The 15,919-nt window shown below is 68.4% G+C and carries 22 protein-coding genes, 1 tRNA gene and 5 pseudogenes; 18 read left to right on the top strand and 10 right to left on the bottom strand.

What is annotated here, in order from left to right:
• From VXC91_RS34000 to VXC91_RS33985, 3 genes and pseudogenes are all read left to right on the top strand, one after another.
• Positions 1-590: GntR family transcriptional regulator (locus tag VXC91_RS34000; protein ID WP_329511210.1), on the top strand; the 590-nt coding region annotated here is incomplete at its 5' end.
• A 1-nt stretch (position 591) separates the two neighbouring features.
• Positions 592-1,155, top strand: coding sequence for an HD domain-containing protein (locus VXC91_RS33995; protein WP_329511209.1), 564 nt, complete (start codon positions 592-594; stop codon positions 1,153-1,155).
• A gap of 83 nt (positions 1,156-1,238) precedes the next feature.
• A pseudogene (locus VXC91_RS33985) lies at positions 1,239-1,403 on the top strand (IS110 family transposase); the annotation flags it as partial.
• A gap of 47 nt (positions 1,404-1,450) precedes the next feature.
• Here VXC91_RS33985 and VXC91_RS33980 read toward each other — a convergent pair.
• Positions 1,451-1,873 (bottom strand): hypothetical protein, encoded by a 423-nt coding sequence (locus tag VXC91_RS33980; protein WP_329511208.1) that lies wholly within the window; start codon positions 1,871-1,873, stop codon positions 1,451-1,453.
• On the opposite strand from VXC91_RS33980, the gene VXC91_RS33975 reads away from it, so the two are divergent.
• Together VXC91_RS33975 and VXC91_RS33970 are read left to right on the top strand one after the other, a co-directional pair.
• Complete coding sequence (locus VXC91_RS33975; protein WP_329511207.1) at positions 1,854-2,327, top strand: hypothetical protein; 474 nt, start codon at positions 1,854-1,856, stop codon at positions 2,325-2,327. The genes VXC91_RS33980 and VXC91_RS33975 overlap by 20 nt on opposite strands.
• A 2-nt stretch (positions 2,328-2,329) precedes the next feature.
• Positions 2,330-2,995, top strand: a pseudogene (locus VXC91_RS33970) (hypothetical protein); the annotation flags it as partial.
• Between the two features lie 207 nt (positions 2,996-3,202).
• Here the strand turns inward: VXC91_RS33970 and VXC91_RS33965 are convergent.
• A tRNA-Tyr gene (locus VXC91_RS33965) sits at positions 3,203-3,284 on the bottom strand.
• Between the two features lie 223 nt (positions 3,285-3,507).
• Between VXC91_RS33965 and VXC91_RS33960 the strand changes: the two genes are divergently transcribed.
• Positions 3,508-3,996 carry a YajQ family cyclic di-GMP-binding protein gene (locus tag VXC91_RS33960; RefSeq protein WP_329511206.1) on the top strand — a complete coding sequence of 163 codons (489 nt, stop codon included), beginning with the start codon at positions 3,508-3,510 and terminating at the stop codon, positions 3,994-3,996.
• A 19-nt stretch (positions 3,997-4,015) separates the two neighbouring features.
• Here VXC91_RS33960 and VXC91_RS33955 read toward each other — a convergent pair whose 3' ends face one another.
• Positions 4,016-5,374, bottom strand: coding sequence for a tyrosine-type recombinase/integrase (locus VXC91_RS33955; protein WP_329511205.1), 1,359 nt, complete (start codon positions 5,372-5,374; stop codon positions 4,016-4,018).
• On the bottom strand, positions 5,367-5,900 hold the full coding sequence (locus VXC91_RS33950) for a helix-turn-helix domain-containing protein (RefSeq protein WP_329511204.1): 534 nt from the start codon (positions 5,898-5,900) through the stop codon (positions 5,367-5,369). Before VXC91_RS33950 ends, VXC91_RS33955 begins: the two co-directional genes overlap by 8 nt.
• A 96-nt stretch (positions 5,901-5,996) precedes the next feature.
• On the opposite strand from VXC91_RS33950, the gene VXC91_RS33945 reads away from it, so the two are divergent.
• From VXC91_RS33945 to VXC91_RS33905, 9 genes are all read left to right on the top strand, one after another.
• Positions 5,997-6,221 (top strand): helix-turn-helix transcriptional regulator, encoded by a 225-nt coding sequence (locus tag VXC91_RS33945; RefSeq protein ID WP_329511203.1) that lies wholly within the window; start codon positions 5,997-5,999, stop codon positions 6,219-6,221.
• Positions 6,218-6,418 carry a hypothetical protein gene (locus VXC91_RS33940; protein ID WP_329511202.1) on the top strand — a complete coding sequence of 67 codons (201 nt, stop codon included), beginning with the start codon at positions 6,218-6,220 and terminating at the stop codon, positions 6,416-6,418. Before VXC91_RS33945 ends, VXC91_RS33940 begins: the two co-directional genes overlap by 4 nt.
• On the top strand, positions 6,415-6,810 hold the full coding sequence (locus tag VXC91_RS33935; RefSeq protein ID WP_329511201.1) for a DUF2742 domain-containing protein: 396 nt from the start codon (positions 6,415-6,417) through the stop codon (positions 6,808-6,810). The genes VXC91_RS33940 and VXC91_RS33935 overlap by 4 nt, the downstream gene beginning before the upstream one ends.
• Positions 6,807-8,102 (top strand): AAA family ATPase, encoded by a 1,296-nt coding sequence (locus VXC91_RS33930; protein ID WP_329511200.1) that lies wholly within the window; start codon positions 6,807-6,809, stop codon positions 8,100-8,102. The genes VXC91_RS33935 and VXC91_RS33930 overlap by 4 nt, the downstream gene beginning before the upstream one ends.
• Positions 8,099-8,281 (top strand): hypothetical protein, encoded by a 183-nt coding sequence (locus tag VXC91_RS33925; protein WP_329511199.1) that lies wholly within the window; start codon positions 8,099-8,101, stop codon positions 8,279-8,281. Before VXC91_RS33930 ends, VXC91_RS33925 begins: the two co-directional genes overlap by 4 nt.
• A 15-nt stretch (positions 8,282-8,296) precedes the next feature.
• Positions 8,297-8,683, top strand: a complete 387-nt coding sequence (locus VXC91_RS33920; protein WP_329511198.1) for an endonuclease domain-containing protein — start codon at positions 8,297-8,299, stop codon at positions 8,681-8,683.
• Positions 8,684-8,789: 106 nt separating this feature from the next.
• Entirely contained in the window at positions 8,790-9,089 is a 300-nt protein-coding gene (locus tag VXC91_RS33915) for a hypothetical protein (protein WP_329511197.1), read from the top strand.
• 83 nt (positions 9,090-9,172) lie between these two features.
• The gene (locus VXC91_RS33910; protein ID WP_329511196.1) at positions 9,173-10,357 is read left to right on the top strand and encodes a phage major capsid protein; all 1,185 of its coding nucleotides are present in this window, start codon (positions 9,173-9,175) and stop codon (positions 10,355-10,357) included.
• Complete coding sequence (locus VXC91_RS33905; protein WP_329511195.1) at positions 10,354-10,500, top strand: hypothetical protein; 147 nt, start codon at positions 10,354-10,356, stop codon at positions 10,498-10,500. Before VXC91_RS33910 ends, VXC91_RS33905 begins: the two co-directional genes overlap by 4 nt.
• Positions 10,501-10,703: 203 nt before the next feature.
• Here the strand turns inward: VXC91_RS33905 and VXC91_RS33900 are convergent, their stop codons facing one another.
• Positions 10,704-10,949 (bottom strand): winged helix-turn-helix domain-containing protein, encoded by a 246-nt coding sequence (locus VXC91_RS33900; RefSeq protein WP_329511194.1) that lies wholly within the window; start codon positions 10,947-10,949, stop codon positions 10,704-10,706.
• 333 nt (positions 10,950-11,282) lie between these two features.
• Here VXC91_RS33900 and VXC91_RS33895 point away from each other — a divergent pair, with 333 nt between their 5' ends.
• The gene (locus VXC91_RS33895) at positions 11,283-11,441 is read left to right on the top strand and encodes a hypothetical protein (protein ID WP_329511193.1); all 159 of its coding nucleotides are present in this window, start codon (positions 11,283-11,285) and stop codon (positions 11,439-11,441) included.
• A gap of 161 nt (positions 11,442-11,602) precedes the next feature.
• Here the strand turns inward: VXC91_RS33895 and VXC91_RS33890 are convergent, their stop codons facing one another.
• The 3 genes from VXC91_RS33890 to VXC91_RS33880 form a co-directional block, all read right to left on the bottom strand.
• Positions 11,603-11,821: a hypothetical protein gene (locus VXC91_RS33890; protein ID WP_329511192.1), complete on the bottom strand. Its 219-nt coding sequence runs from the start codon at positions 11,819-11,821 to the stop codon at positions 11,603-11,605.
• Positions 11,818-12,300 (bottom strand): hypothetical protein, encoded by a 483-nt coding sequence (locus tag VXC91_RS33885; RefSeq protein ID WP_329511191.1) that lies wholly within the window; start codon positions 12,298-12,300, stop codon positions 11,818-11,820. The genes VXC91_RS33890 and VXC91_RS33885 overlap by 4 nt, the downstream gene beginning before the upstream one ends.
• Positions 12,301-12,656: 356 nt before the next feature.
• Positions 12,657-12,923, bottom strand: a complete 267-nt coding sequence (locus VXC91_RS33880) for a GlsB/YeaQ/YmgE family stress response membrane protein (protein WP_329511190.1) — start codon at positions 12,921-12,923, stop codon at positions 12,657-12,659.
• 266 nt (positions 12,924-13,189) lie between these two features.
• Between VXC91_RS33880 and VXC91_RS33875 the strand changes: the two are divergent.
• Positions 13,190-14,383: pseudogene (locus VXC91_RS33875) on the top strand (APC family permease).
• A gap of 10 nt (positions 14,384-14,393) precedes the next feature.
• Here VXC91_RS33875 and VXC91_RS33870 read toward each other — a convergent pair.
• Positions 14,394-14,960: pseudogene (locus VXC91_RS33870) on the bottom strand (SMI1/KNR4 family protein).
• 225 nt (positions 14,961-15,185) lie between these two features.
• Positions 15,186-15,284 (bottom strand): annotated as a pseudogene (locus VXC91_RS47475) (YccF domain-containing protein); the annotation flags it as partial.
• Between the two features lie 118 nt (positions 15,285-15,402).
• On the opposite strand from VXC91_RS47475, the gene VXC91_RS33865 reads away from it, so the two are divergent.
• The gene (locus VXC91_RS33865; RefSeq protein ID WP_329511189.1) at positions 15,403-15,804 is read left to right on the top strand and encodes a YccF domain-containing protein; all 402 of its coding nucleotides are present in this window, start codon (positions 15,403-15,405) and stop codon (positions 15,802-15,804) included.
• The last annotated feature ends 115 nt before the right edge of the window (positions 15,805-15,919 follow it).

Raw genomic sequence — 15,919 nt, 5'->3', positions numbered from 1 at the left:
GCGGGAACGCAGTAGACGACGGCCTGTCCGGATTCGTCCTCGGTGCTGTAGGGATTGTCGACGCGTACCACCCAGCTGTCCCCGGAACTATTGACCGTGGTCCGCGCAGAGACACCCGCGATCGCCCCGAGGCTCAGCAGGCCAACCCTCGGGGAACATTCCTGAAGATTGCCGACTCTGTGAAGCGGCAGATCGAGGACGACCCGGACATGACGGACCTTCCGTCACTGGCCGAGGTCATGCGCGACCACAAGGTCTCGCGCGGTGTCGCCCTCCGCGCGTTCGGCGTTCTGCGACAGGAAGGCGTGGCCGAACCGGCGCCGGGCGAGCGGTGGCGCGTCGTGCGCGCGGGTGTGCGAGTCGACCGGCGCCCACTCGATCAGCGGATCGCGGACATCATCACGGCTGAGGGACTCGAAGTGGGGGAAGCGTTCCCGAGCGCTTCCGCGCTGGCCGAGCAGTTCGGGATATCACGTCCCACGGTGGCCAAGGCGCTGGAGAAGTTGGAAACCGCCGGCGTGCTGGCGGAGGGAGGCCAGGGCAAGGTGCGGACGGTCCGCGCTGTGCCGACGCGAGAGGAGCGTTCTTAGCTTGCCGAAGTTGACGAAGTGGGCTTACCCCCTGGCTGAGTCCCTGCTCGCCGAACCGCTCCCGCGGCGTTGGAAGCATTGCCTTGGGGTCGCCGAGAGAGCGCGCACGATCGCCCTCGTTCTCGACCAGGACGCGGATTTGTTGGAGGCCGCGGCGGTGTTGCACGACATCGGCTACGCGCCGGACCTGGCCAAGACGGGCTTTCACCCGCTGGACGGTGCGCGCTACCTCCGAGACGTGGCCTGCGCCGACGAACGGGTCATCAACCTGGTTGCTCACCACTCGTGTGCCTGGATGGAGGCGGAAGCGCGCGGCATGCGCGACGAGCTGGAAGGCGAGTTCCCCCGCGAGAGTGCGCACCTGAACGACGCACTCTGCTACTGCGACATGAACACGACGCCGGACGGCACGCCCACGAACCCGATCGACCGGATCAACGAAATCGCTGGACGGTACGGGCCCGACAGCCTGATCGGAAAGTTCATCCGCCGCGCCGAACCCGAGATCCACGCGTCCACGGTCCGCGTCCTCGAACGCGTCGCCGCCAAGAGTCAGCCGATGTAGGGCTCCCTGCGCGTGCGGTCCATGGCGTGCTCGATACGGAGCCGCATGGTGGGGTGCACGTCCAGCGTCATCAGGTCCGATGGGCCCGCAGCTACTACCTCAAGAAGCGCACCGAAGGACACAAGCGCATCCCCGCCGTCATCGCCCTCGCCCGCCGACGGGTCGACGTCCTCTGGGCCCTCCTACGCGACAACCGCCCCTTCACGACCGTGCCACCGACCAAGGCAGTTGCCGTCGCAGGACCTTGACCGGGTCATTAAGACTCCACCGACCTTCGCGTCAGTCCACCCGCGTGTCAATCGCGCCGGTCAGTTGTCAGCTGGCTCGGCCTACTGGCCACCCCGCTCCCGCGATGGAGGCGTGTGATCAGGTTCTCGGCGGCGTCCAGGGCAGGTTCGCGCACCACGTACCGGGTGATGCCCCAGCGTCGCTCGTGGTCCGCCATCGCCGCCAGGATCTCGCCCTCAGTGCCAATCCAGACGTACGGCGAGGACAGCACGTCGCGCTCGGTACTGCCGAATCGCGCAGCAAGGCGGTGTGCGGCTGCCTCCGCGTCATCGGTGATCTCCACCACCTGGACCAGTGCTTCACGCGGTGGCGCAGCCTTCCGGCCGACGGCGCCCTGCTCGATCAACTCCACCTGCCGGTCGATGTCGTCGCCTCGCCATCGCGTCTCGTGACTGTGCCCGTCCGCCAACGTGCGGCCGAGTCCGCTCAAGCAGCAGACCAGGACCCAGTTGCGCTGGCAGGCCGGATCACTCGACAGCGGACAATCACGCACCTTCACCATCCACATCAAGCCCCCGCGGACGGGCACCGTGACCGTCACCGCCCAAGCCACCTCCCCCACCACGGACCCCAACCCCGACAACAACACCGACACCAAGCGCACTGACGACGCCATGGAGATCCTGGCCATGGTCGAGGGCCTGCCGGCCGCGCTGACCAGCGTGGCCAACGTGATGAAGATCCTCGCCGAGCGGTCCGACAGTGAGTTCCCGCTGGAGAAAGAGGTGGCGGACGGCTTCAACGACATCTTCGGCGCCCTGATGAGCGCCGTCGCCGTCGCCGAGGACATGGGCCCGCTGTTCCGGCAGGTCCACGAGCAAGACATCGCCCGCCACGAGGACCCCCGCAACGGTCACGAGGCCGAGAAGGGCTGGAACGTCTGACCATGGCCACCACCGCCACGAAGCAGCAGCCGAGTGGCCCGGTGCTGGACTGGAGTGCCGGTCACGGACCCGTGACCGGCGCCCTGTCCGCGACCACCGGAGCCTTCGCCGTCGCCGCCACCGGAGCCGCAACCGCCATGCCCCCCGGCTGGGCGCTCGCGGTCGGCGCCGCCGGCGCCCTCGGGCACACCGTCGCCGGCCTGCGCGTACGTAACGCCGGCCGCACCCTGTACGAAGAGGCCCGGGAGGAGGAGGCCATCGCCGCGGAACAGCGGGCCATCGCGCGGGAGCTGTCCGCAGAGCGCCGGGCCATCGCCGCGGAATGGGTCGACCGGATCCAGCGGGTCTGCTCGACCACCGTGCGCGTGGTCGGGGTGGAGATCTAGGAGACCGGGACCGGGTACTCCCTCGATGCGGAACTCCCGCCCGGCAGCGCCACCTGGAACAAGATTGCCGCCGAGTCGCCCCGGCTGTCGGCGGATGCCCGCCTGCCGCACGGCTGCACCGCCACCGCCTCCCCCGGCATCCATCAGGGGCGGGTCATCATCGACGTGACCACCGTCAACGTCCTGGAAGAAGAGCGCACCTACCCGGCCGACTATGGACCGCTGTCCCTGCACACCGGCATCCCGTGGGGCTACCGCACCAACGCCGAGGAGATCCGGGCCGGAGATGGCGAACACCAAGATCGACGAGGCGCTGAGCCGGTGGGCGTGACTCACGCTGCCCCACGGATGCCCCACACACACTGGTCACCACGCGTGCCAGGGTGAGACAAAACGAAATAAAGCGCTTGAAACAGCCCCTGTGGGCGCCGTAACGACGAATGGGCCCGCATCCAGCGTTTTCGCTGGTCACGGGCCCATTCGGTCGTGTGGCGGCGCCAGGATTCGAACCTGGGTAGGCATAGCCGACAGATTTACAGTCTGCTCCCTTTGGCCGCTCGGGCACACCGCCGGGGATTGCTGCCGCAGAGCCGCTTTTTTTTGCGGTGCTCCCTGGCAACGACGTAAACGATACCTGATGCGGAGGGGTGCTTCGCCACCCGATTGATCGGCGTCCTGAGGGGCAAGGTGGCTAGGCTTAGCCGGATGCGGCCCGGGATCGACGCCGGGCCGGGCGGCCGCGCTCTCGCACGCCGGTACGCACCGACCCATCCCGATACAAGGAGCCACAGGACATGGCCGACTCCAGTTTCGACATCGTCTCGAAGGTCGAGCGGCAGGAGGTCGACAACGCCCTCAACCAGGCCGCCAAGGAGATCTCGCAGCGCTACGACTTCAAGAACGTCGGTGCCTCGATCGCCTGGTCCGGCGACAAGATCCTGATGCAGGCCAACTCCGAGGACCGGGTGAACGCCATCCTCGACGTCTTCCAGTCGAAGCTGGTCAAGCGAGGGGTCTCCCTGAAGTCCCTGGACGCCGGTGAGCCCCAACTTTCCGGCAAGGAGTACAAGATCTTCGCGTCGATCGAGGAGGGCATCTCCCAGGAGAACGCGAAGAAGGTGGCGAAGATCATCCGCGACGAGGGCCCGAAGGGCGTCAAGGCACAGGTCCAGGGTGACGAGTTGCGCGTCAGCTCCAAGAACCGCGACGACCTGCAGGCCGTGATCGCTCTGCTGAAGGGCAAGGACTTCGACTTCGCGCTGCAGTTCGTCAACTACCGCTGACTCGGTCGTCTGACCTGCACTATCCGGAAACGGATCTTGCTGGAGGGCACAACGCGGGCACATCGCCGAGGACCGACTCCACGGCCGCCCGCGTTGTGTCCTCATCGTCGGGCCAGAGATGGGTGTAGATGTCGAGCGTGATCGACGGCTTGGAGTGACCGAGTCGCCGCTGCACCGTCTTCACGCTCTCGCGGTTCTTGATCAGCGCCGAGGCGTAGAAGTGGCGCAGGTCGTGCATGCTCGCCCCGTCCGGCACACGCACCGGGGCAGGCTCGGCGCCGTCCGGCCGGCCGCGCTGCACCCACGTCGCGTACGACTCGGCGTACTCCTTGGCGAGCGCCTCGTTCGCACGGTCCTCCATGCGCGCCCACACGTGCGACCAGCTCGCCCGCTTGATCACCTCGCCCCGGTCGCTGGTGAACAGCATCTGCGCCTTCCGGCGCTTCGGCTTCCGCGGGTCCGTCCGGTCCTCGATCTCCACCGTCACGGCCGGGTACAGCTGAAGGTGCGCGGCGAGCGAGTCGACCGCGACCCCGGCTAGGGGCACCGTGCGGTAGCTCTCGTGCGTCTTGGGCTCGCCGAGGTACGGCTCCGGCGCCTCGTCGGTCTCGGCGTCGGTGTCCTTGTCCGGGGTGATGAGCTGCTGCCGCACCGTCACCTCGCGGCGCAGGAAGTCGATGCAGTCGACCTCGAGGCCGAACACCTCGCCCTGCCGGAGGCCGGAGGCCGCGGCGAGCAGGATCATCGCTCGGTACCGGGCCGGGGCGGCTTCGATGAGCGCGCGTACGGCGTCTGCATGCAGGGGCACGATCTCCGCTCGCCGGACCTCGGGCAGCTTGATGCCGGCGCACGGGTTCACCGCGATCGTGCGGTCCCGTACGGCGGTGTGCATGATCGTGACCAGGTAGGCGAACGTCACCCGGAGCGTGGTCGGCGCGAGGACCTGCGAGCGGTCCTTGACCCACGCCTGCACCTCCGACGGGCGGATGGTGACGATCGGCCGGTCGGCGAACGTCGGGTAGATGTGCAGCCGTAGGGCCCGCTCGACACGGGAGGACGTACCGCCGCGGTGCACAGCCGAGGTACGCCACCGCTCGGCGACGGCCCGGAAGCTCTCCTTGCCGGCCGCAGGGTCGACGTACAGACCGCGGGCGAGGTCGGCCTCGATCGTGGCTGCGCGGGTGTCGGCCTGGCTGCGCTTGGTGAAGTTCTCCTTCTTCTGCTCCCCCGCCGCGTCACGCCAACGGACCTGCCACCGCTTCCCCTTGCCATGGTCGACGCTGGGCACGAGCGCGCGGGTCTTGCTGCTGTGCTCGGCGCACGTCTCGGCGTCGGCCGCCGGCCGCGAAAGGTGCCACCGGTCGTATACGTCAGCCATCGTCGCCCCCGATCACGTCCGGGTTCCCGTAGCCGCCGTACGCGCGCCGCAGCCACTTGCCGGGCTCGTTGAAACGCGCGTCGGGGTCGACATCGGCCGGATTCTTGGCCAACGCCCAAATGTTGCCCCACTCCTCCGCCGGCATCTCCGAAAAGAAGATTCTCAAGTCGGTGTCAGGGAGGGCAGTCATGCCTCGCACCCATGCACGCGCAGCGTCTCTCGTGACCGCGTCGTCCGACGTGACGTTGTATGAGGCGTCACCCTTCTCCCCCGGGCCCTCAGGCTGGATGAGTAGGTGCAGCGGGGAGACGTCGAGCACCCGGGCCAGGGCGAGCCATTCGGGAACGCTCACCGTGGGGCGCCGACCGCTCTCAAAGTTCGCGACCACTGATCGATTCCAGAGAATCCCCTTCTTGACCAGGCGTTTAGCAAGGTCGCTCGCGCTCCATCCCTTGCGTGCCCGGAGTTCCTTGACTCGGGCCCGGATCGTCGCGACTGGATCATCAAGCTCATCGGTGTGCTTCACAGACACAGCTTTGCAGCACTGGACACAGCTTGGCAAGCCATGGCAGCATCTGTTTCAGCACAGACTGTGCTTGTGGCGCACAAGGAGTGTCCATCCATGTCTCGCATCCCACTGCCCCAGGTCACCGAAGCGCAGAGGCGCAAGCTCGCCACCGCGCAGGAGATCGCCGACTACTGCGGCGTCCCGATCGGAACCGTCTACCAGTGGTCCAGCCGCGGGGGCGGCCCGAAGCTCATCAAGGTCGGCCGGCATTTGAGGGCCCGCTGGGACAGCGTCGAGAAGTGGCTCGACGAGCAGACCATCGGGGGCGCGGCGGCATGAGCCAAAAGAACACCCCCGGCCCGGTGGGACGGGCGCGGGGGCAAAAAGACCAGCGGGCGAGCGGTCGACTGCCACTGTACAGGCGCCCCAACCGCTACGGCTTGTCCCGCGCCGAGCTGCGACGTGAACTCGCCCGCTGCCACCAGCGCGGCTTCCAACTGTCGGAACTCCACACCGTGTTCTGGGGTGCGCCGTGAACGCCCACGCTCTCGACGAGCAGATCACCCTGTGGGCGTCCGCGACCGTGACCGCCCTCGGTGTCGCCGACTGGCCGGCCTACGGCACCCACGCCTGGCAGCAACTCGACCCGTCCGACCCGCGGAAGACCGCCGCCATCCTCACCGCCGCCGAGTACTGGCGACGGTACGGCGACGAACAGCAGCTCCTCGACTGGTTCCGCGACGCGAACCGGGCCCCGGCGCTCACCCTGCCGCCGTCACCACCTCTGCCGCCCATCGCCCGCCAAGTCGTCGCGACCCCCGGTTGGCCACCCATCCAGATCCCCGGACGGCCCGGCTGGTACCGGCACTACATCGGCGGCCGCCAAGTCGACCTCCCCACCAACACCCGTCAGGAGACCGCCGCGTGACCCAGTTTCCGCCGATCATGGAACACCTGGCGGGCGCGCCGATGGACCCTGACGAACCGCTGCTGTACGTCCCAGACGACGGCCCCGTCGACGAACCGAAGCGGCGACTCAAGCTCACCCGGGCCTCGGACATCGAGCCGGAGCCCGTCGTGTGGGGGTGGCTCGACGAGGGCAACGGCCGTATCCCTGCCGGTGCCATGACGATCGCCGCCGGACGGGAAGGCACTGGCAAGTCGTCGTTCGGTATCTGGATGGCCGCCCACATCACCCGCGGCACGCTCCCCGGAGCGTTCGAGGGCACCCCCCGCGACGTCTTCTACATTGCGGTCGAGGACTCCTGGAAGCAGACCATCGTGCCCCGCCTCCTCGCGGCCGGCGCCGACCTCGACCGCGTGTGGCGCGTCGAAGCCGTCGACCACGAATACGGCGAGACCACGCTCTCCCTCCCGCAGGACAACAGCCTGATGGAGAAGGAGATCATCGCCCACCGCATCGCCCTGGTCGTCCTCGACCCGCTCATGTCGTGCATCGGCAAGGGCATCGACACCCACCGCGAACGCGACGTACGCCAGGCGCTCGACCCTCTTGCCCGCATGGCCGACCGGACGGGCGCGATCCTCCTCGGCATCGCCCACTTCAACAAGGGCTCCGGCACCGACCCGGCCTCCCTGATCACCGGGTCCGGTGCGTTCAAGAACGTCCCGAGGGCCGTGTTCGGGTTCGCCCGCGACGACGACAACGACTGCCGTGTCATGACCCAGGCGAAGAACAGCCTCGGACGCGCCGACCTTCCCTCGCTCGCTTACACGATTGCCGGGACCGAGGTACCGACCCGCACGGGCGTAGCCCACGTCGGACGGTTCGAGTTCCTCGGCGAGTCCGCGCGCAGCGTCGAGGACATCCTCGCCGCCGCCCAGGAGATCGGCGACCGCGGCGACCGCGGCGAAGCCGCCGACTGGCTCCGCGGCTACCTCATGGAGCACGGCGGGGAGGCGCCGTCGAAGGACGTGAAGAAGGCTGCCGCCGCGGACGACATCTCAGAACGGACCCTCCAACGCGCTATGCGGAAGGCGGGAGTCGTCTCGGCGCGAGCCGGGTTCGGAAAGGGGGCTTACTGGCGGATCGAAGGACTCACCACCACTCCGGAGAGTGAGGACGCTTCGGCAGTCGCGCCACAGTCGCGCCAGTCGCGCCAACCCTCAGACCCTGGCGCCAATGGCGCGAATGGTGGCGCCAATGGCGCAGACGTCGAACAACAGTCACTCACAGTCACAGACATGGAGACCTCATGACCGACCAGATGTCCGTAGTTGAGATCGCAGTGCGCGCCAAGATCGCCGCCGCACAACGGAAGCTCGAGCAACGCCGACGGGCACGAGCCGAGTTGGCCGAAGCCCGCGCCCACGGCCTCCGAGCCCGCATGGCGGTCAAGATCGCCCGCTGGAACACCAACGGCGACGACGCCGCCTGAACCGAAGGAGCATCCATGGGTGACACCACGCGCCGCGGCTACGGCGGCCACCACCAGCGCCTACGTCGACGCCTACTCGCCGAAGCCATCGGCAAACCCTGCCACTACTGCGGCGAGCCCATGCTCGAAGGCCAAGCCCTCGACCTCGACCACAACGACGACCGCACCGCATACCGCGGCATGACACACGCCTCATGCAACCGGTCGGCCGGCGCACGCAAGCGATGGCAGGACGCACCGACAACCGTCATGCCCGACGGCACAGTCCGCATCGACAACCGCACCAGCATCCCCGTGTCCGTCATCGAGGCAGCCAAAGCACGAGGCGAGCAGTACGTGCCCCTGCCCGACGGCAGGTACTGGAACATCGAGTCACAGATCATCAACTCACAACAATGGTGACCGATGTGTCCGATTTTTTGAGAGCCAGGGCCCCGCTGACCCCGCGCCCAGTCAGTTCTCTCCCCCCGCCAAAAATCCAACGGATGATCTTGAAGGAGTGTTGATCATGGATCTGTACGAGGAAGCAGACGGCCTACGTTGGGGTGAGCTGTCGGACGATGAGTTGCGGCTCACCGTGTTCGCTGCGGCGGAGCGGCGAGACGCTCTGTCGGAGGCCGGTAACGAGGGGTCGGCGGAGTACTTCAACGCTTTGGCGTGTTCGGCGGCGGCGGAGCGGGACCGGCGCCGCGAGTTGTACAAGGAGACCGCGGCGGCCGTCATCGGGATTGTGGCGATGGAGGCGCGGATTCTGCGGTCGCCCTCAGAGCGTCGCGCGGACCGGCGTGAGCAGCGGCGCCGCGGGTAAACTACAGGTGTAGTCGGAGACCGGCTGAGCGGCTTGTGCCCCGGGTCTCCATCACCCCCCTTGGATGTGATGGAGGCGGCGCCATGTCGCAGGTGTTGGCGGAGTTGAAGGTCCGCCGCGAGAAGGTCTACCAGGAGAGCATGGCTCTGGCGGAGAAGGCCGCGTCGGAGGCCCGGCACTTCTCCGAGGATGAGGAGCGCCGGTGGCAGGACCACCAGACGGCTCTGGATGCGCTGGACGAGCGGATCGGTGAGCTGAAGGACCAGGAGCAGCGCGCACAGGATGCGGCTGCAGCGATGGACCGTCTGCGTGGTGGCACGCCGTCCGGGCCGGCCACACGGTCGTGGCTTCCGGGCCTGGCCGAGTTCCGCGAGTTGCAGACCGAGCAGCGCGCCGTCGGTACTTTGGGTGCGTTCATCCCGGTGCAGTACGCGAACACCTACTTCGATCTGCTGCGGAAGCGCACGGCGGTTCTGGACGCCGGGCCGGTGATCCTGCCGGTGCAGGGTGCCGGGTCGGTGAAGGTACCGAAGGTGACCAGCGCGGTGACGATCGCTGGTCTGGCGGAGAACACCGCGATCACGCCTGCCGATCCGTCCCTGTCCGACATCACGCTCGACCCGAAGAAGTTCGCCGCGATGACGCTGATCGCGCGGGAGGCGATCGAGGACTCGCAGCCGGAGCTGCGGCAGGTCGTCGCGAACAGTCTGCTGCGTGACATGGCGGTGGAGCTGGACCGGCAGCTCGTGACCGGTGACGGCACGGGGCAGAACCTGCGCGGCCTGCGGAACACGACCGGTGCGACGGCGGGCCCGTCGACCGGTACGAACGGTGGTGCCCTCACCTTCGCATTCCTCGCCGACACCATGGCGGCGTACGACGGGGCGAACCTCGACCCGGACCGGTCCGCGTGGATCATGCACTCGCGTACGTGGTCGTCGGTGCGGAAGCTGGTGGACTCGCAGCAGCGGCCGATCGTGAGCATCGACCCGACGCAGGGCGTCCGCCCGACCCTATGGGGCCGGCCGGTGTACATCTCCAACAGCCTGTCGATCACCGAAACGACGGGCACGTCGACTGACTGCTCCAGCATCATCCTCGCCGACATGAGTCAGGTCGTCGTCGCGGTGGCCCGGCAAGTCGAGCTGCAGGTCGACGAGTCGTTCGCGTTCAACGCGGACCAGGTCGCGGTGCGGGTGACATGCCGGTACGACATCGGTGTACCGCAGCCGACCGCGGTGGTCCTCACGACCGGGGTTCGGCCGTGACCGAGTGGTTCCCAAAGAAGGACCAGGTCGTCGAGTTGCCCGACGGCACTCGGCGGTGGGTGCTCGCGGGGCAGCCGATCCCACCCGAACTCGTCGACCAGGTACCGGCCAAGGAACGCAAGGCCGTGCACTCCGCGACCTGATTGCTTCCGCCCCCGCCCGGCCCGATCTCCCCGGGCGGGGGCGGAGAACAGACTTCCTCCCGTCGGAAGCGACAACGCCCCTACCCGTTTTAGGTGGGGGCCTTTGTCGTGCCTGCCTACTCGCTCGGCGACGACTGCATGGGGCAGCTAACCACTCCCCTCCCCCACCGTCGCCCCCTCTCGGAGCGCGCTGACTTGCGCCGTTATCCCTCGGGCGGAGCGGGCAGTCCAGTCACGAACGTGCCTTCACCGACGTGCATCTCGGCCAGGCCGACCGCGCGTAGCTCCTTGAGCGCGTGCCGCGCCGGCACTTCGGAGATGTCGAACTCTCCTGTGAGCTGAACGACGGACGGAAGCTTGGTACCCGGCGGATACGTGCCGTCGAGGATGCGCTCCCGCAGCACCTCGAACAGCTGTCGCCACTTCGGCTCGTCAGGCTTCCACTTCATGATCCGAAGCTAGGCACGACCGGCGCGCACGGCGAGGCTCGCGCGCCTATCGGGGGTATCGCACATATCGCACCTGCGCTACGGTCGGACACAGAAGGCCCCCGCGACCGCGCGAACGGCCCGGGGGTGTGGCCGACTGTGAGGAGTCGACATGCCAGAGACTAAGGTCATCCGCGCCGCCGCGGAACCAGCAGCAGCCGAGTACCGCGCCCTTACGGCCCACTGCATTGCCTGCCGCAGGTGCCGTACGGAAACCGCCGTCGCCTGCCCAGAGGCCGGCCGTCTGCGTCGCCAGTGGTCCGCTGCCCGCCGTGCTGCTCGTGGGGGTGCCCGATGAGGATCTGTGCGCGCTGCGACAAGCCGATCCGTGACGGCGAGACGTACGAGGTGCGGCACATCGAGGCCGCATCCGGGCCCGGCGGAACCGTCTTCCTGCACGCCTGGTGCAAGCGGATCGCTGCCGCCCAGCCCCGCAGGCACCCGAACCACTGAAGACCCCCGGCGCCCCGCTTCCGCATCGGGAGCGCCGGGAAGGGCGGCCGCGACGGCGAGCAACACCGCGGCCGCCCTGCAAGCCGCACGGCCCCCGGTGTCTGGATGCCGGGGGCCGTGTCATACGGCCTACCACATGGGTATGACAGAGCCGTCGTACGTCATACGCCCTTGTCGCGCCACTCGTACAGGTCACGGACGCGGATGGACAGCACCGCCGGCCATGGCTCCTGCCCCTCGAGGTGGCGGTGCGCCTGCGCAAGGAGTCGTACAGCGAACCTGACCGCGTCAGACTGCGTCATACCGCTGTTCTGCAACTCCTCGAGGTCCTCGAGGAGTTCCGGCGTTGTGCGCACCGAGATCGCGCGTGGCTTGCTCATCGAGCGTCACCCAGCTCGGCGGTGAGGCGGGCGATCACGTCGGCCGCTATCTGATCCGCCAGCTCCGGCGTGTACCGGTCGGGCATGACCTTTTGCAGTCCCGCCCGGATCGCGTCGGGCATGACCGCGGCGAGGACGCGTACGGCGGTGTCGACGTCACGGAGGCGGTCACGAACACGGTCGGCGGCGGCCCCGTACAGGGGCTCACGGGTGCTCACCGGGCCGCCCTCAGTGCGGTAGCCGGTGGCCGGATTCTCGGCGAGACGGGCCCGCAGGTAGTCGGCGGCCCATCCCGGGTCGTCGCCTTGCTGGAGAACGCCCTCGAGGGCGATCCGGGCGTCCATGACGCGGTCGAGCAGGATGCGGTCGTGCACCTCGCTGTCACCGACGGTCGCGGGGTGCGGGATGGCGATGGCCTCGAGGACGGCCGCCAGGAGGTAGCTGAGCTCCCGGGCGGAGGGTTCGATACGGTCGTTCACGGGTCTGGACTCCTTGATGGGAAGGGGTTCGGATCAAGGCGCCGTTCGATGTTGCGAGCATCGGGCGGCGCCGCTTTGCGTCTGTCAGGGCGACGGAGGCAAAGCGGAGTCGGAGGACCGCGAGCAGCAGAGGGCACATCGAGGGCACAAGGCCGCGGATAGCGCCGCGAAACGATGGCAAGTGCTGTCAGTAGTTTCTGCACGTCAACCGCCCTTTCGGGGATCACGTGCAGGTCAGACGATCAAACGGGCAGTACGTCAACTACCGGTAGGTCGTCGGACGGTACGAGAAAGGGTCGGCACTTCGCCCCGGGTGCCCACCCTTCTCTGCTGCCGGCTGCGGCCTCAGGAGGCGCTCAGCGCCGTGAGTCGCCGAACAGGATGCGGTAGATGATCAGCAGCACCAGCGAGCCGCCGATCGCGGCAGCCCAGGTGGCGCCGTCGTAGAACTGCTTGGTGATCGGGTGGTGCAGCCAGCGCGCGGAGATCCAGCCGCCGATGAAGGCACCCACGATGCCGATGAGGGTCGTTCCGATGAAACCGCCGGGGTCCTTGCCCGGCAGCAGGAACTTGGCGATGGCGCCTGCCAACAGCCCCAGAATGATCCAACCGACAATGCCCATGCCGTGAACCTGCCTCTCCGCGCTGTGCCTGTGCTGTGCTCCTGCTCCGGCCAGGCTCTGTTCATTCGTAGACGCCGCGGCGCGCTCGCGCTCGCTCTTGCTTTCGTGTGGGCCCGTCGTCAGGAAGGACACCTCCGCCACAGCGGCCGGTTGCAGGCATCAGCATGGTTCGCCCTATGACATAGTCCGGGGCACGGCAGCCCGATGGCCTGGAACTTCGCCGGACCCTCGGGGTCGGGGACGCCGTCGTCATCGGCCTGGGATCTATGGTCGGGGCCGGGATCTTCGCGGCCCTGGCCCCCGCGGCGCACGCAGCCGGTTCCGGTCTGCTGATCGGGCTCGCGGTCGCTGCCGTGGTCACCTACTGCAACGCGGCGTCCTCGGCGTGGCTGGCCGCCCTGTATCCCGCGTCGGGCGGCACGTATGTGTACAGGCGCGAACGGCTCGGCGTGTTCTGGGGGTATCCGGCGGGCTGGTCGTTCGTCGTCGGGAAGACCGCCCCTGCGCGGCGATGGCGCTCACCGTCGGCGCATACGTCTGGCCGGGGCAGGCGCACGCGGTGGCCGTGGCAGCCGTGGTGGCTCTGACCGCCGTGAACTACGGCGGCGTGCAGAAGTCGGCCCTGCTGACCCGGGTGGTCGTGGCGGTGGTGCTGGCAGTCCTCGCTTCTGTGGTCGTGCTGTGCCTCGGGTCCGGGGCGGCCGACACCGCCCGCCTGGATGTCGGCGCGTCCGGTGGGGCCGACGGGGTGCTGCAGGCGGCCGGGCTGCTCTTCTTCGCGTTCGCCGGGTACGCGCGGATCGCCACCCTCGGCGAGGAGGTCCGGGATCCGGCACGCACCATCCCGCGGGCGATCCCGCTGGCGCTCGGCATCGCACTGATCGTGTACGCGGCGGTGGCTGTCGCCGCCCTTTCCGTGCCGGGTGCCGATGGGCTGGCGCGTGCTGGGGCACCGCTGGCCGACGCAGTACGGGCGGCGGGCGTGCCCGGCGGTGCGCATGGGAGCCGCTGTCGCCGCGCTGGGCTCACTGCTGGCACTGATCCTGGGCGTCTCGCGGACGACGCCGGCCATGGCCCGCGAACGCCATCTGCCGGGCGCCCTGGCGGCCGCGCATCCGCGCTTCAAGGTGCCGCACCGGGCCGAACTGGCCGTGGGCGTCGTGGTGACCGCCCTCGCCGCAACGGTGCACGTGCGCGGCGCGATCGGTTTCTCCTCCTTCGGAGTGCTGGCGTACTACACCGTCGCCAATGCCTCCGCCTGGACGCTGGATTCGTCGCCGGCTTCGCGCGTCGTACCGGCGATCGGGCTCATCCGGTGCGCCGAGCTGGCGTTCGTGCTGCCTGGGGTGTCGGTTGGTGCGGGCGCGGGTGTGCTGGGCCGGCATTCGGCGGTGGGTGGCCGCGCGCTAGCCGCGAGGCCACCGCTCGCATGCCCCGGTCGCCCCGCAGCCGCCGTGTGAACGTGCCGGGCTACGAGGCCCGAGCACGGCCCGTGCGTGTCAGGAAGTCCGGCCACGGCGGCAGGTCCATGCCGTCGTTGGACTCCTCGTACCAGCCGGTGCCCTCGAGCCAGGCGCGCAGCCAGTCCGCGAGGCCGGGGGCGTCCACGTACCAGACGTGGTCGGCGTCGTCGGCGTTCGGCTCGTAGAGCAGGACCGTGCCCTGTGGGGTACGGCAGTCCACGCACGCGTACATGCCGCAGCCTCAGTGGGATATCGGCAGGACGCCCTCGGGCCAGGGCCAGTCGGAGTGCTTGCGGCCGCTCTCGCGGTTCGCGAGGTACTGGGGGACGGCGGTCGGCTCGCCGGCTGGCGGGCTGTCGAGCAGGGGCAACAGGCCGTACTCCGGGCCGAATCCGCCGTCTCCTATCCGCCGGTACAGGCCGGCGAGCAGCGGGGGCGGGGAGAAGCCCAAGGCCGCCTCGGCACGGGTGAGCGCGGCATCCTCCACGGGCTCGGGCAGCGAAGGCCGGCCCCACGGGCGGGTGTCGCGGGCCTGCTGCGCCACCCTGTCCAGCAACTGCTCGTACTCGGTCATGGGTTCGTGATGCAGGGGGTCACCGGCAATCGGGGGCGGCCTGTGGACAACCCCCGGCCTCACGCGAGACAGACGTCGATGCGTCGTACCGCGAGGTGACGCGGCGGTTCTTCGAAGGAGGGCGGGCAGAGGGCGAAGGCGGGGTGCCGGCCCGGTCCGCCCTCTGCTGTGTGGTCGAGGCGGCCGTACGTGCTCGCGTGCGAGAGGGGGCGGATCGGCTGCCCGTCAGCTTGTGGCGAACGGCTCGTTCGTGCGTACGATTTCGCGCCCCAGAGGGAGCAGCGAGACCGGGATGAGCTTGAAGTTGGCGACACCGAACGGAATCGCTCCCCGGCGCTCACAACCCTCCCACGAGGGCGTTGCGGTTCCGGCTTCGCGCCTGAGCGCTGGATACTGGCTGGTGAGGCCCGGTACGAGCGTCATCCACGAAGGGGAAGTGATCATGAAACTGATCAACCTCATCCTCAACGTCCTGTGGTTGGTCTTCTGCGGAATCTGGATGGCGCTCGCCTACACGCTGGCTGCGCTGATCTGCTTCGTCTTGATCGTGACGATCCCCTTCGGCGTCGCCTCGCTGCGGATCGCCGGCTTCGTGCTCTGGCCCTTCGGCCGCACGACGGTGCCGAAGCGGGATGCCGGGGCGCCCTCGTATATCGGCAACGTAATCTGGATCATCTTCGCGGGCTGGTGGCTCGCCCTCGGTCACCTCGTCACGAGCATCCCGCTCTTCCTTTCGATTATCGGGATCCCCTTCGGCTGGGCGAACCTCAAGCTGATTCCGATCTCCCTTATGCCCCTGGGGCACGAGGTCATGTCGACTGACGAAGGGTTCGGCGGGCGCTGACCACAGCGGATTGCGTAACGAATTATCTTAGCTTGGGGCATTCCAGTCTGCCGCGAGGGCGTCAGAAAAGATTCACATCCTCGAATGACACGACTGAGCGGTCCGCATCAAAAGC

It is taken from the genome of Streptomyces chiangmaiensis (assembly GCF_036281785.1).
Classification (GTDB): Bacteria; Actinomycetota; Actinomycetes; order Streptomycetales; family Streptomycetaceae; genus Streptomyces; species Streptomyces chiangmaiensis.
Note: the sequence above shows the minus strand (reverse complement) of the source record. Positions and strands in the feature narration are given on the sequence as shown.

Excerpts from the sequence above, each read along its gene's own strand:
- VXC91_RS33915 (WP_329511197.1), top strand. The coding sequence starts at position 8,790 with ATGGATCTGTACGAGGAAGCAGACGGCCTACGTTGGGGTGAGCTGTCG.
- VXC91_RS33865 (WP_329511189.1), top strand. The coding sequence starts at position 15,403 with ATGAAACTGATCAACCTCATCCTCAACGTCCTGTGGTTGGTCTTCTGC.
- VXC91_RS33945 (WP_329511203.1), top strand. The coding sequence starts at position 5,997 with ATGTCTCGCATCCCACTGCCCCAGGTCACCGAAGCGCAGAGGCGCAAG.
- VXC91_RS33940 (WP_329511202.1), top strand. The coding sequence starts at position 6,218 with ATGAGCCAAAAGAACACCCCCGGCCCGGTGGGACGGGCGCGGGGGCAA.
- VXC91_RS33955 (WP_329511205.1), bottom strand. The coding sequence starts at position 5,374 with ATGGCTGACGTATACGACCGGTGGCACCTTTCGCGGCCGGCGGCCGAC.
- VXC91_RS33890 (WP_329511192.1), bottom strand. The coding sequence starts at position 11,821 with ATGAGCAAGCCACGCGCGATCTCGGTGCGCACAACGCCGGAACTCCTC.
- VXC91_RS33910 (WP_329511196.1), top strand. The coding sequence starts at position 9,173 with ATGTCGCAGGTGTTGGCGGAGTTGAAGGTCCGCCGCGAGAAGGTCTAC.
- VXC91_RS33920 (WP_329511198.1), top strand. The coding sequence starts at position 8,297 with ATGGGTGACACCACGCGCCGCGGCTACGGCGGCCACCACCAGCGCCTA.
- VXC91_RS33960 (WP_329511206.1), top strand. The coding sequence starts at position 3,508 with ATGGCCGACTCCAGTTTCGACATCGTCTCGAAGGTCGAGCGGCAGGAG.
- VXC91_RS33895 (WP_329511193.1), top strand. The coding sequence starts at position 11,283 with ATGAGGATCTGTGCGCGCTGCGACAAGCCGATCCGTGACGGCGAGACG.
- VXC91_RS33880 (WP_329511190.1), bottom strand. The coding sequence starts at position 12,923 with ATGGGCATTGTCGGTTGGATCATTCTGGGGCTGTTGGCAGGCGCCATC.
- VXC91_RS33900 (WP_329511194.1), bottom strand. The coding sequence starts at position 10,949 with ATGAAGTGGAAGCCTGACGAGCCGAAGTGGCGACAGCTGTTCGAGGTG.
- VXC91_RS33925 (WP_329511199.1), top strand. The coding sequence starts at position 8,099 with ATGACCGACCAGATGTCCGTAGTTGAGATCGCAGTGCGCGCCAAGATC.